At 36.1% G+C, this 13,533-nt stretch carries 16 protein-coding genes; 2 read left to right on the plus strand and 14 right to left on the minus strand.

Going from position 1 to position 13,533, the window contains the following annotated elements; all coding sequences use genetic code 11:
* Positions 1-532 precede the first annotated feature (532 nt).
* The 12 genes from DN748_RS16675 to DN748_RS16730 all read right to left on the minus strand — a co-directional run bounded on the left by DN748_RS16675 (position 533) and on the right by DN748_RS16730 (position 10,624).
* The gene (locus DN748_RS16675) at positions 533-1,099 is read right to left on the minus strand and encodes an SDR family NAD(P)-dependent oxidoreductase (protein ID WP_236636908.1); all 567 of its coding nucleotides are present in this window, start codon (positions 1,097-1,099) and stop codon (positions 533-535) included.
* Between the two features lie 196 nt (positions 1,100-1,295).
* On the minus strand, positions 1,296-2,132 hold the full coding sequence (locus DN748_RS16680; RefSeq protein WP_112372974.1) for an SDR family NAD(P)-dependent oxidoreductase: 837 nt from the start codon (positions 2,130-2,132) through the stop codon (positions 1,296-1,298).
* Between the two features lie 79 nt (positions 2,133-2,211).
* Positions 2,212-3,111 (minus strand): helix-turn-helix domain-containing protein, encoded by a 900-nt coding sequence (locus tag DN748_RS16685; RefSeq protein WP_112372975.1) that lies wholly within the window; start codon positions 3,109-3,111, stop codon positions 2,212-2,214.
* A 136-nt stretch (positions 3,112-3,247) separates the two neighbouring features.
* Entirely contained in the window at positions 3,248-3,733 is a 486-nt protein-coding gene (locus DN748_RS16690; protein ID WP_112372976.1) for a hypothetical protein, read from the minus strand.
* Positions 3,734-3,852: 119 nt separating this feature from the next.
* Positions 3,853-4,782 (minus strand): hypothetical protein, encoded by a 930-nt coding sequence (locus tag DN748_RS16695; protein WP_146746636.1) that lies wholly within the window; start codon positions 4,780-4,782, stop codon positions 3,853-3,855.
* Between the two features lie 149 nt (positions 4,783-4,931).
* A complete protein-coding gene (msrB, locus tag DN748_RS16700) occupies positions 4,932-5,444 on the minus strand; it encodes a peptide-methionine (R)-S-oxide reductase MsrB (protein WP_112372978.1) in 513 nt (170 codons plus the stop codon).
* Positions 5,445-5,451: 7 nt separating this feature from the next.
* Positions 5,452-6,066, minus strand: a complete 615-nt coding sequence (msrA, locus tag DN748_RS16705; RefSeq protein WP_112372979.1) for a peptide-methionine (S)-S-oxide reductase MsrA — start codon at positions 6,064-6,066, stop codon at positions 5,452-5,454.
* Positions 6,067-6,120: 54 nt separating this feature from the next.
* On the minus strand, positions 6,121-6,576 hold the full coding sequence (locus DN748_RS16710) for a thioredoxin family protein (protein ID WP_112372980.1): 456 nt from the start codon (positions 6,574-6,576) through the stop codon (positions 6,121-6,123).
* A gap of 118 nt (positions 6,577-6,694) precedes the next feature.
* Positions 6,695-8,632 (minus strand): protein-disulfide reductase DsbD family protein, encoded by a 1,938-nt coding sequence (locus DN748_RS16715; RefSeq protein WP_236636909.1) that lies wholly within the window; start codon positions 8,630-8,632, stop codon positions 6,695-6,697.
* Positions 8,633-8,708: 76 nt separating this feature from the next.
* Complete coding sequence (locus DN748_RS16720; protein WP_112372982.1) at positions 8,709-9,113, minus strand: hypothetical protein; 405 nt, start codon at positions 9,111-9,113, stop codon at positions 8,709-8,711.
* 116 nt (positions 9,114-9,229) lie between these two features.
* Positions 9,230-10,078 carry a helix-turn-helix domain-containing protein gene (locus tag DN748_RS16725; RefSeq protein WP_112372983.1) on the minus strand — a complete coding sequence of 283 codons (849 nt, stop codon included), beginning with the start codon at positions 10,076-10,078 and terminating at the stop codon, positions 9,230-9,232.
* Positions 10,079-10,207: 129 nt separating this feature from the next.
* Positions 10,208-10,624 (minus strand): OsmC family peroxiredoxin, encoded by a 417-nt coding sequence (locus DN748_RS16730; protein ID WP_112372984.1) that lies wholly within the window; start codon positions 10,622-10,624, stop codon positions 10,208-10,210.
* Positions 10,625-10,828: 204 nt separating this feature from the next.
* Between DN748_RS16730 and DN748_RS16735 the strand changes: the two genes are divergently transcribed.
* Both DN748_RS16735 and DN748_RS16740 read left to right on the plus strand, forming a co-directional pair.
* Positions 10,829-11,317 carry a MarR family winged helix-turn-helix transcriptional regulator gene (locus DN748_RS16735; RefSeq protein WP_112372985.1) on the plus strand — a complete coding sequence of 163 codons (489 nt, stop codon included), beginning with the start codon at positions 10,829-10,831 and terminating at the stop codon, positions 11,315-11,317.
* The gene (locus DN748_RS16740) at positions 11,314-11,928 is read left to right on the plus strand and encodes a LysE family translocator (RefSeq protein ID WP_112372986.1); all 615 of its coding nucleotides are present in this window, start codon (positions 11,314-11,316) and stop codon (positions 11,926-11,928) included. Before DN748_RS16735 ends, DN748_RS16740 begins: the two co-directional genes overlap by 4 nt.
* A 41-nt stretch (positions 11,929-11,969) precedes the next feature.
* Here the strand turns inward: DN748_RS16740 and DN748_RS16745 are convergent, their stop codons facing one another.
* Positions 11,970-12,560, minus strand: coding sequence for an HD domain-containing protein (locus tag DN748_RS16745; RefSeq protein WP_112372987.1), 591 nt, complete (start codon positions 12,558-12,560; stop codon positions 11,970-11,972).
* 132 nt (positions 12,561-12,692) lie between these two features.
* Positions 12,693-13,481, minus strand: a complete 789-nt coding sequence (locus tag DN748_RS16750) for an SDR family NAD(P)-dependent oxidoreductase (protein WP_112372988.1) — start codon at positions 13,479-13,481, stop codon at positions 12,693-12,695.
* Positions 13,482-13,533 lie beyond the last annotated feature (52 nt).

Below are 13,533 nucleotides of genomic sequence, written 5' to 3' on the forward strand. Positions count from 1 at the left end.
GTAATGGCACTGTTTAAACCGAAACGCCTGGCACTAACACGCCATTTTTAGTGGCACTAATTGATCCGAGATATCCAAATCTTATATACCTTCTTTAAAGCGATATTTTGAGATATAACTCCTTTTGATTTTCCAATGTCTGATCAAGTAGGACAATTAGCTAAGAGTGATACTGCTTGATTAGTAAAGCGATTTCATCCTCTTTAGTGATGGAAAATGTTTGAGTTTTAATAAGTTTTTGAAGAGGTAGGTTTTCTTCTGGAATACGATTAATACTATTGTATAGTTGCTCATCAGTAATTGCCCTTACATTTGTTTTTGCTGGATTGAGGGGTGATCATGATTAATAAACCCAGCCACTCCAAGGGGTATTGATGTTCATTTTCAATTATTATAAACTTTCTTTAAATTCATTGAAAATCGCTATTTATTTTAAATGGTAGAAATTATAATTTTCAAACTATTATTAGCTCCAGACGTTTTTACATATATTTTAACATTATCAAAATATTGATCAGTTCCAATCATAAACTTATTGTAATTTTTTTTGTTCCATGTTCAGTTTTTTAAAATGCTCTTTTATGGTGATGTTGTTTTCTTTGAGGTGTTTAGCACTAAGACCATAAGCCAATTCGGTCTGACCATTTTTTAATTGTTCAAAGATGGATTCAAGAAATTCGTTTAACGGCGGGGCATCATCGTGCAGGCCTTTTCCTCCTAGATCTGTATTCAATTTAGGCGGGATAATCTCAATTACCTCAACCCCTGTATTTCGCAATTGACGTCTAAGTGATAACGTAAACGATCGGAAAAATGCTTTAGTCGCACTGTATACGGGGACCTTGGATAATGGAGTAAATGCCAGTCCTGAAGTCACGTTGATAAGGGCTGTCAATAATGGAAGCTGTAGAAAAAGACTTGTCAGATGAAGAGGTGCAAGTATATTGATGCCCACTTCTTGTTTTGACCTTTCAAAGAAATGATCTTCGGTCACTTTCATCCAGTTTTGGATACCTGCATTATTGATCAGGACATTCAGGTCAGGGTGTTCTTGGGATATCCATTCAAATAAGGTGATTCTTTCCTCTTCAATCTCCATTGAAGGGTGATTACGCCGGGGAATTTTTGCATCATCTCATCGAGCGCATTCTGTCGCCGGTCACAGATAATGACAGTGTTGTTTTCCTTAATAAAGCGTTCTGTCAATCCCAAACCGATGCCACTTGCAACCTCCTGTGATTAAAATCTTATTATTTGATATATTCATATATTTAATTGTTAACTATAAACTACGTTCAAAAATCCGTCGAAACGGATAGAGATTGGAAAATTTTCATATTTTGAGCCAGATCATTCACCTTGGAAGTCGCCCTGCCGTAGGCATCGCTTCCCATAAATAGTTGTACCGGTGGATTAGGGTTGCTGACAAGGTCCATAAAAACAGCTGCTACCTTATTGGGATCGCCAATTTGCTTTCCATCTGTAGATTTGAATTTTTTGTGAGCGGTTCTGATGTGTTCATAATCGGGAAGTTGTTGTTCACTCAAAGCTATCGATTCTTCTTTGGCAAAACTAGTCCTGAACCAACCTGGTGAGACAATAGAAACTTGGATGCCCAAAGGATTCAGTTCGTTTGCCAAACCTTCGGACAATCCGTTAATAGCCGCTTTGGCGGCCCCATAAACTGACCATCCCAAGCCCGGAGCAAAGCCTGCTATGGATGAGATGTTAATGATATGACCGGATTTTTCCTTTCGCATATACGGGAGTACTGCTTGGATGACTTTGATTACGGCAAAGAAATTAACGTCAAAGCTTTGCTGAATTTCCGCTTCTTTCAATTCTTCCAGCGCACCTCCTGTCCCATATCCGGCATTATTGACTACAACGTCAATTTTTCCAAATTTATCAACGGTAGCCTTCATCGAAGCTTTAATTGAAGCTGAACTGGTCAGGTCAACTTCAAGAGGCAAAAAATTTGCAGCGTAATCGTTGCCAAATACCGCTGTTAATGCCTTTACATTTCTACTGGTGGCAACTACTTGTTCTCCCTTTTGCAGGAGTTGTTTGGCAACCGCTAAGCCCAGCCCTTTTGATGCTCCTGTGATAAACCATACTTTTTTGTTTTCCATATCCTTTATTTTGTTCGAACAAAGGTATTACGGGATCCAGGTTAATTGTTTACTTAAATCAAACGGATGCTATCGAAATTCAAACAAGGCGAACCGAGGTAGGCGTGGTATGGGTGTGTTTCTTAAAAAAGTAGGTAAAATGGGCGGGTTGTGTAAAGCCCAGGCAATAGCTTATTTCTGATACATTCCAATCCGTATGTTTCAATAAGGCCATTGCTTCGGCTACCAAACGTTCCGCTATATGATCAGTAGTTGTTTTTCCGGTGGTTAAGCGTACCGCTCGGTTAAGGTGATTGATGTGAACGGAAAGTCTTTCGGCAAAATCGCCGGCGGAACGCATACGGATACCTTGTTCCGGCGAGGCTATCGGGAATTGACTTTCCAGTAGTTCGGTAAATATAGCAGTAATGCGAGCATTGGCGTCGGGATGCTGATACTGTTGTTCTTCCGGTTGCATTTTCATCGCATAATGAATTAGCTCAGATACCTGATTGCGTAACAAATCATACTTAAACCGGTAATCTGAACGGTTTTCCACCACCATCTTTTCAAATAAAGTCGCCACTTCCCGGTCTTGCTTTTCATTTAATCGATACGCCGGCTTCCCGCCCGGAAGAAAGATAGGTAGGTCGTGTATACCGTTTCTATGGCTTTCTGTGAAAAAAGATTCCTTAAAAAGGCAAAAGAATCCGGTTGCTTTTTTATCCAGACGCTCAAATTGATAGGGAACAGCTGGGTTAAAAAAAAGCAGTGTGCTTCCATCAATTGCGATGCTCTTATCAGCATAATGACAACGATGCTTCCCGCGAATCAGCATAATTTTGTAAAAATTATACCGCACATAAGGGGCCTGTGACCGGCTACCATTGATATCAGATAGCTGAAAGACATTAAAATCCCCAGCACCAACAGGGGGAAGTGTTGGTGTTTTATCGAATTTATGCGTATAAAACGCTTCAATGTTTTTGGTCTCCGGCATATTGCAAAATTAGTGAATTCAATAGATATGTAATAATTTCATAGGATGACATTAGTCAAATTATTCAATGCATATCCTTTCTATACTGATGAAATACAATACCCTATCTACCTTTTTTCCAAATAAGTGGATGGTTTTATACTCCCTTATTAATTTTCTTTTGTTTCCTAAACTGTAAGACCGAACCAACGATAAACAGAATGAAAAATACAAGAAGTGTTTTTGCAATTATCGGGTCTTTGGGGCCGTTTGCCAACGGGTGGTCGACAGGAACACGATTAAAAGTTTCGTTGATGGTAGGAACCCACGAAAAGAAAAAACTAAATGAAAGCAAAAAGTTTTCAAAATATCTGCTCCTGTTATTTCCTTGTTTTTTTGTATGCAGGAAATAGGCAATAACAACTAAAGCCACAATGAATAAAGCAAAAATGTGCCCCGGGTTGAAACCGTGTTTTAATAAACCCAAGGAGCTTAGCGAGGTAATTACAGTAAAATAAAAATAGATTTTACCGGTAACATGTTGCAGGTTGATTTTACCAAACCGCACATAAGAAATAATGGCGGCAATAATTGCAACGATGCCGATAATGGTATGAAAAATACCTAAAGTTGATAGTCCCATATTTTTTGTTTTTTATACCGCAAAATTGCGCTACAGATAATAGAATAACTTTGCAGATTGGTTCAATTATTTGAGGATTTGGTTCAAATAAATCGCTAAACTTTTGGAAGCCACGCTTTTTAAAATGTCAATAAAGACAATCCTACATTTACATATCCGGTACCTTTATTATCGCTATCGAAGGATGCGTTACGGTAGTTTTCTCCATCTTTAAACAGCTTGGCAGATAAAAAACTGTTGAATCCACCATCGATGGTTAATATGATATTTTTTGCGAAAAGGTATTCAAAGGCTGCTCCGCTTTTCAGTTCAATGGTATTGTAGCTTACCTTTCCGTCTAAGAAAGCATTATGACGGTCGTAAAAAGTTGTGTAGGAACGCTGGTTGGAACCAATCTTAAACCATGCATTTTTTGCAATTTCCTTTTTCAAGTTCACACCATTTGGAAGATCAACAATCAATTCGATCCCTGAAGAATTGAATTTATGGTAGTAGTTAATGATTGGTTCTACGGGAATTGGTGCGGAAGGATCAATTAAGACTAACAACCCAACGGAGAAAGAGGTGTATTCTGTTTTCTTTAAAGGTAAATTAAAACTTCCATTCAAATTAAAGCGACGAAAACTATTCACTCCGTCAGTTATTCCTCTCGCTACCAATGAGTAAATAATAGGATGATTAAATATTTTTGCCGACCGTGAATAATTCAGAGCCAAATCGAAGTTACTTTTGTCTCTCGTTAAGGGAGTTAGTTCTTGATCCGGAAGTGTATTGGAAATATCTTTTAGCTCTGTAGATGTATAGGTATAATTAATGCTGGCAGACAAGGAATTGCCGTTCCATTTAACAGCCGGTGTATTAAAAAAAGTATTGATACGTTCGGTTCTTATTTTTCCACCGGCAAAATCGGCGTCATTTAATTTTGCATCAAAATCACTATAGCCAAAATGAGTAGCCGATACCCCGAATTGCCTTAAATCAGGATAACGAATTGCCAATTCTCTCTTATCGGTACCTGCAGTATCTGTCTCCGGATGTAAAGAAGACATACTAACCATGTTCTGTGCGTGGATGTTATAGGAAAGTAGGACTAACCCTATACATATCTGTATTTTAATATTATTTTTTATCATGTTATCATAAATGATTGAGAACTGTTAAGAATGGACAGCCTAAGACGTCTGCAATATATGTGTGGTTATTTCTTGTCCGGTTCAAAGTCCAGACTAATGGAGTTCATACAATATCTTTTATAAGTGGGAGGAGGCCCATCGTTAAAAATATGCCCCAAATGAGAACCGCAACGCCCACAAAGCACTTCCGTTCTGGTCATTCCATGAGAATTATCTTGCTCGTAAGTAACACTGTTCTTTCTTAGCGGTTCAAAAAAACTCGGCCAACCGCAACTACTGGCAAATTTGGCATCAGATTTAAAGAGCAAGTTTCCGCAAACCGCACAATAATAGGTTCCTTTGGTATCACTCTTCCAATATTTACCGGTAAATGCCCGTTCCGTATGTTTTTTCCTGGCTACCAGATAAAGATCTTTAGGTAGTATTTTTTTCCATTCGGCATCCGATACGTTGAGCTTTGTAGTATCTGTTGTTGAGTAATAAGGGTTATTTTCATGCCCCATAGCTGATTTTTCATTCTGTGCATAACTGCCTACGGAAAGTATTGCCAGCAGGCAGGCAAAAATTATTCTCTTCATTGCTTATTTATTTTTTCAGTTTATCCTTGAATATCTTTTTGAATTTTTCTAATTCCGACTGGATTACATATCGGCAATAGCCCTGATTCGGATTTTTTTTATAGTATTCCTGATGATATTGTTCTGCCTTATAAAACCTGGTGAACGGTTTTACTTCGGTGACGATAGGCTTGCTATAAATTTTCTGTTTTGTAAGCTCTGCGATATAATATTCCGCTTTCCGGCGTTGCATCTCGTTATGGTAAAATATGGCAGAACGGTACTGTGTGCCTACATCGTTCCCTTGTCGGTTTAGTTGTGTGGGATCATGCGACAGAAAAAAAGCTTCCAGCAGTTCATCATAAGATATGATTTGGGGGTCGTAAACAATATTCGCCGCTTCGGCGTGACCTGTTCTACCTGTACACACTTGTTCGTAAGTAGGATTGGCTACATGGCCGCCGGTATAACCTGATGTTACTTTCAAAACACCATTGAGTTGTGAAAACTTGACTTCGATACACCAAAAACAGCCTGATGCAAAGGTCGCGGTATCGGTTTTGGTGGTTACAGTTTTTTGCGATTGAGCAAATCCCGAGACCGAGAAAAACAGAATGGTGTATAATAATATTTTCCCTTTCATTTTATTAAAATTGGTATTTGAATCTGATACTTCTTCTTAAAAGAATTGGAGTAATCATTTACCAGTTGTTTCTTTAGCGAATTCAAGTAACCCTCCGCCATCTAAATAGCCGGTATGATTGGCCAATACACTTCCGTTTTCGTCAAGAATAAGAAGTGTTGGCAGGCCATCTACTTGCCATTTTTTAGTCAATTCAACTCCTTCCCCTTTTTCGACATCGATACTTACATTGATGAAATTTTTATTGAAATACGCTGCTGCTTTTGCATCTTTGAATGTTGTTTTTTGAAGTTGTTTACAGGGTGCGCACCAAGTGGCGTAAGCATCTACAAATATTTTCTTGTGACCGGTTTTAGCTGTCTCTATAACTTTTTTAAAGGCAAGATTACTAAAAATAATTCCTGTATTCTCTGAGGAATTCTGTTGTGCTTTCACACTTATTGATGAAATCAAGCCTAAGAAAAATAGACTAAAGAATAGGGCGTAAGTATTTATTTTTACAGGTTTCATAAAATACCATTTTGATAGTGTAAAATTGTGATACAAAAACAGAATACATTTTGTGAATCAGCCCAATTGTTTGGCGATTTGGTTCAGGTTTTGTTTCTGTTCCGTTTTGATACACGATTTACTTGAACTTATTTATCCCTACCTGTAAAAATTCGGCGTACTTTTTAACGTTAGGCTCATATGCTATAGGCTGATGAAGCATATCTCCATTAGTGTCGACTACAACATAATAGGGCTGTGAATTGGTTTTAAATTTCGTGGTCTGGAAATCACTCCATTTATTTCCAATGGTTTTGATCTTCTTTCCGGTAGTTCTTGAAACAAATTGTTCATCTTTCGGCAATGGTGTAGTATCATCTACATAGAGAGAAATCAGTACATAATTGTTGTTTAGTTTATCCCACACCATCGGGTCGCTCCATACATTATCTTCCATCTTGCGACAGTTCACACAACTCCACCCGGTGAAATCAAGCAGAATAGGTTTATTTATTTTTTTAGCATAAGCAACCCCTTCATTATAATCGTGAAAACAATTCAGGTTTTGAGGACAGGGTTGTGAATGTGTATCAGCGGTTGCGGTATTAGAATGATTGCTTATACCGGTATCTAAAACCTGTGTATTTTGATTCCATTCTTTGTAAAAGGATGGTGGTAAAAATCCGCTTGCTAATTTTACTGGTGCCCCCCATAATCCCGGAATCAGGTAGACTACAAAACTAAAAATCACGATCGAGGAAATAAATCCACTGATGGACGTTTTTACCTTGTTCTCATATTCAGCAAAATTCAATTTTCCGAGCATATAAAAGCCGAATAAGGTGAATATCACAATCCAAACCGCTATAAACACCTCTCTCTTTAAAAAGCCTAATTGGTACACCAAATCAAATGTCGATAAAAACTTCATGGCTAATGCCAACTCCAAAAATCCCAATATCACTTTTACTTTACCCAGCCAACTACCCGATTTTGGCAATTTTTTAAGCATACTGGGAAAAGCTGCAAACAGCATAAACGGAATAGACAAAGCAAGCGCAAAACCGAACATTCCGGCAGCAGGGGAAACAATACTTCCACTAATTGCCGCTTGTACCAATAAACTTCCAATTATGGGACCTGTACAGGAAAACGATACCAGAGCCAATGTAAATGCCATAAAGAATATTCCAATGTATCCACCTTTATCTGACATTTTATCTGATTTACTAAGCCAACTGTTGGGTAGTGTTATTTCAAATGCACCAAAAAATGAGAGTGCAAATACCACGAATATCAAGAAGAATATGAGGTTTACAATTCCATTACTTGCAAAGGCATTGAGAGCATCCGGACCTAATGTAAGCGTAATAATTAATCCTAGTGCAACATAGATAACGATAATGGATGCGGCATAAGTAATGGCTTTTTTGATGCCACCATTCTTGGTAAAATAACTTACCGTTAGCGGAATCATAGAAAACACACAAGGTGTAAGTAAAGCCAGAAATCCGCCTAAAAGTCCACCTAAAAACACCCAACCTATATTAGTATTCTCTTCCGAAGTTGAAGATAGGTTTACTGCGTTGATTGCATGCTGCGGTTTGTATGTTATGGCTATATCCTCTGTTTCCGGAGGCAGGCACATAGTATCGCTACAGGACATATAGGTTACCGCTCCTTTTACCGTAATACTATCTGTAGTTTTTGGGATTATTTTTTGGACGAATTCAACTTCATGCTCAAAGTAATACAGCTTTTTGTTATCGTATGCTTTTTCTACTTTACTAAGTGGTTTGGGTTCGACCACTTTATCCACTACGGTATATTGCTGTGATTTTTCAAACTTGAATACGGTAGGAAGTGGTCCTTCTTTGATAGCATTGAATTGACTGTTGATATGCCATCCGTCCTTTATAGTCGCTTTTAGGCTAACTAATAAAGTATCTCTTTTTCCCTCCTCAATGCTTGTTTCCCAACGTACCGGATTTTCTTGTATTTGCCCAAAACCTTTTACGAATGAGAGACATACAAACAGCATTGAAAAAAGAATCATTCTTTTTCCTGTTGATAACATGATTTAATTTGTTTGAAATTAAAAAGCAACCCAACAAACCTATGTCCGGGTTGCTTTTGAAGATTAATAATTGGATTTATCTATCCATTTTAAAATGAGCCATAGCCCGGCCAATATCTTCGGTGGATAAAGACATGAGTATTTGATTAATTGGCTCTTTGGTTTTGGCATCAAACAAACACACGATACCTGTTGCCTTATAGGGTTTCATTAATTTGGTGAGACCGAGTTTATTGATTTCTGCCGCTGATTTTTTGGCAGTTTCGGCATCAGAGAGGTTATTGATTACAAACTGATAAGCGCCGTCTTTGTTATTTTCCTTAAATGCAGCCATTGCTCTTTCTTCATTCGACTTACACACACTGCACCAACTGGCTTTGTTTACAACTGCGATGATTTTTGCTGAACTTTGTGCAAAGGTATTTACCGAGAATAGTAAGGTAAATATGGCTAATCCAAATGCTAATTTTAAATGTTTCATTGTTCTTGAACTATTAATTGTTATGGTCATTATTGACTATACAAAGTTGCGATTCAAGAAAAGAAAGTATTTTGTGAATAAGTCCAATTACCTGTCAATTTAGGTCAAACCGCTTACTATTTACTTGCATTCAAACGATAAGATGAAGGTGATACATTATACTTGTTGTGAAAACTTTTTGTAAAATTGGCCAGGTCATTAAACCCGCAATCAAAGGCTATGTCTGTGATACGTTCATCGGAAACTAAAAGCAGTTCCGCTGCTCTCTCCAAACGTTTGTTTTTTATATAACTTGCTGGAGAGTCGTTGTATAATTTTTTAAATTCTCTTTTAAATGAGGAAACGCTCAAATTTGTTTTTTGCGCCAATTCTTCAACGCTGGTTTGTGAAAAGAGATTGGCATCTATAATTTGCTTGAACGTATAGGTCGTGTGCGAAAAAAGCTGGGATAATATAACTTGTATTGTTTCAAAATCCTGGGTCTGTGATAATAAAAGAATGATTTCCTTTAGTTTCAAAATTAAAATTTCATCATTTACCAATGAAGGGTTTTCAAAATAAAACAAAAGGCTTTCAATGTATTTTTGAATTAAAAAATCATTATTAATAGCTCCTCTGGATTGGTTGGTTACTTGATTACTTTTTTGAAATATTAAAGGAATTTCTTTGTTATAGACTTTTTTTAAAATATCAGTATGAAAAGTAACAATGATGACTTCACCATCGTTTTCCAAATCTGTATTCTGTATCTGTTTACCTGAATTAATGCAGTTTAACAATAAGGAATGATGATTAGGGATTTTTAAATGGTCATTATCTGACTGATATTGCATTTCACCTTTTCGCATATATAAAAAGCAAGCCTGTTCTGCAACTGGAAAAGTGAATTCAAAAGGGGGTTTCAGGCTAACCTTTTGAATAAAAGTCTTTCCAAATAATTCTATTTTTCTATAATCAGTTACCATTATATCTGTGATGTTTTAAGGATTTGATCATTAATCGATAAAACCCATTCAACATAAACTAAAGTAAGAAAATATGTTGAATGGGTTTTAATAATATAGTTTATTACTCACATTTATAGTATTCACTATTTATTGAACAAGATGAGCTTCAGAACTGACAGGAATACTTAATGCTTGAGATATTAAACAATTCTGTTCAGCTCCTTTTGTAATGGCTTCAAATTCTTCAGCACTGATATCCTGTATAGAACCCGTAATGGAAAGGTGTACCGAAATTATTTTAAAATTTTCCATTATTACAGAAGCTTCAGTATCTAATGCGTCTGGATTAAAACCTTTTTCCGACAAGGCAAAGCCTACCGCCATTGTAAAACATCCTGCGTGTGCTGCGGCAAGCAATTCTTCCGGGTTTGTCCCTTTCTCTTCTTCCGTAAAACGGGTCTTAAAACTATAATTGGTTTTGTTTAGAATTTCACTTTGTGTGGTTAAATTACCTTTTCCTTCTTTTACATTGCCATCCCAATGTGCTTTTGCTGTTCTTTTCATTTTTATACTTTTTAAATTTTATTGTCATTATTGACCATACAAAATTGCAATGTAAAAAGATGAATAACTTTGCAAATCAGGTCAATTGTTAAAAGATTTGGTTCAATTTTTTTCATCGCTTAAAATTAAATAAGGAATCATCTCAAATAATTATTTGCATATGCGTAAGCGCTTACCTATATTTGCGTAAGCACTTACATAACTATGGAAAATGATTTTTTAGAGCGAATGGGATATGCTGCCCTGAGCAGTAGGCTTAAAAGATTAAGCGATGCCCTCCTATATAGTACAAATCAATTTTATAAACAACAAGGTTTAGATGTTGAGCCTAGTTGGCGCATGATTATTATTCTTTTAAGAGAAAAGAGCCCAATGACAGTTAGTCAACTTTCGTTGGAAACCAAATTATCTCATCCAGCAGTAGTGCAGCTTACCAATAAAATGAAAGCCAAAGGATATTTAAAGTCTTCTGCAGATCCGCAAGATGGACGTAGATCTTTATTAGAATTGACAACTAAGGCTGAAGAAGTACTTCCGCTATTACAAAAATGTTGGAAGGCTTGTAACATGACTATGAAGGAACTTACCAAGGGTAAAACATTGATTTTTGAAGTTTTAAAAGATATGGAAACCCAGATGGAAGCGGCAGATTATAAAACAAGAACCATTAAAAATATGAATGAAAAGCTATGAATATAGATACTTTTATAGCATGGCTAGGAGTAATGTTGCCCTTGATGATTAGCCCTGGTCCGGCCAATATTGTTTTGGCAGGAGCAGGTATGAAACAAGGAGTTAAAAACTCCATTCCGTTAATTATTGGTATAAATACAGTAATTGTAAGTTATTCCCTAATTATTGGTTTAGGGTTGGGTGAATTCCTTCGGAGTTATCCAAAACTACTTTTTGGAATTAAAATGGCGGGCATTGTTTATATTTTTTACCTTTCTTATAAATTTTTAGTAATAAAGAATTTTAATTCAGCTAAAGCAAATACTAAAGTATATACTTTCTACGATGGTCTGATTTTGCAATTACTCAACCCTAAAGGTATTTTAATGCTTTTTTTAATGTTTTCCCTGTTTTTAAATCCAAATAAGAATCAAGCAATTCAAGTTCTTTCTATGGTTTTAATGTTGCTCATACTTGCAATTTTCTGTCACATTATATGGGTAACTGGAGGGAATGCTATTACAAAATTTATTAAGCACGAAAAATCTCAGAAAATAGTAAATTACATCTTTAGTATTTCTCTCTCAATCGTAGCTATATGGCTTTTAATCGATGCCATTAAAAATCTTTAAACCTATAAACCTAATGAACCCCTTATATATTCCTTAAGTGTTTATTTCTTTAAAATTCCTTTCTCTACGCTTTCATCAATAAGTTTTTCTGCAAAATCCCAAATCGTATCAGAACCTTCTTTGATAACTTTTTTCTTATCATAAACTTTTTGATAAGGAACATTGAACTCCGCCCAAGTGCCACCATTATTAGATGCATTTTGCAAGAGCGGTTCCAGTCTGTCCATGGCTCTTGCAAATTTAGCTTCGTTGGTTTCGCCTGCTTCAAATTCTTCCCAAATTTCAATTAATTCGTTAGATTGTTCCGCTGGCAATAATCCAAAAATCCGTTTTGCCGCCAAAAGCTCTTCATCGGTATTTGTATGGTTTTTAGTGGTGTCATAGATGAAAGTATCGCCTGCATCAATTTCCACAATATCGTGTATCAAAACCATTTTTACAACTTTAAGAATATCAATGGACTTATTTGAGTGTTCTGCTAATACAATTGCCATCATCGCCAAGTGCCAACTGTGCTCTGCATCATTCTCATTGCGATCGCTATAAAATAGTTTAGTCTTTCTTTGAATGTATTTTAGCTTATCAATTTCCTTGATGAATGCAATTTGCTGTATCAATTTTTCTGAAATCATATTTTTTACTTGGTAAATTGAAATATTATTGATTATTCCAAAATCTCTCTGTATTCTTAGGCCAAAATAGTAATAGATCCTTACTACAAGTATAGAAAACCGGTTTTATTTTAAAAAATGCCGATTTATACTTCATGGATTTACTCTTTTGTTCATCATATTCTTAACAAGATTGATAACTGTCTTTCTTGGAAGTATTCTTGGAACAAATGATAAGAGATAATTTGAAGTACCAACGATCTTGTTACTTTCTCTTTTTAGCAATGCCTTAACACTATCTTTAACAACCTGCTCAGGCGTTGTACCCGGTATGCCCTCAGTATTGGCATTTGCAGTTTTCTGAAATTCGGTTGGCGTATTACCGGGACAAATTGCGGTAACGGTAATTCCTTTATCCACGTATTCTCCATATAAAGCTTCAGAAAAAGAGAGCACAAAAGCCTTGCTTGCAGCATATACGGCCATATATGGCCCTGGTTGTAAAGCTGCTCCAGAAGCTATATTGACAATACCCCCATTTTTATGATGTAGCATTTGGGGAAGTAATAAATGTGTTAAAGATACTAGAGAAGTTATATTTAAATGTATGGTAGAAGTATAGGTTTCCATTGATTCATCCAAAAAATTGGCCCATTGTCCAATTCCTGCATTATTCACCAGTAGATCAACCATGATATTCTTGTTGATTAGTTGATCGACTATTGTTTTTGCTGAAGTAGGATTTGACAAATCGGCAATGATATAAGATACCTTTATCTCAAATTTTGAAATCAAATCTGAAGATATTTGGGATAATTTATTTTCTGAACGTGCCGTAAGAACAAGGTTTATACCTTTTTTTGCTAATTCATAAGCAAAGATTTTACCAATACCAGAAGAAGCTCCAGTAATTAATGCTGTTTTATAAGGGAATTTTGTCATTTTGTATATCAATGTTAATAGTGCAAAGGGACAAAAAACAAACTTGAGACTA

The organism is Sinomicrobium soli (genome assembly GCF_003285545.1).
In the GTDB taxonomy this organism is placed as follows: Bacteria; Bacteroidota; Bacteroidia; order Flavobacteriales; family Flavobacteriaceae; genus Sinomicrobium.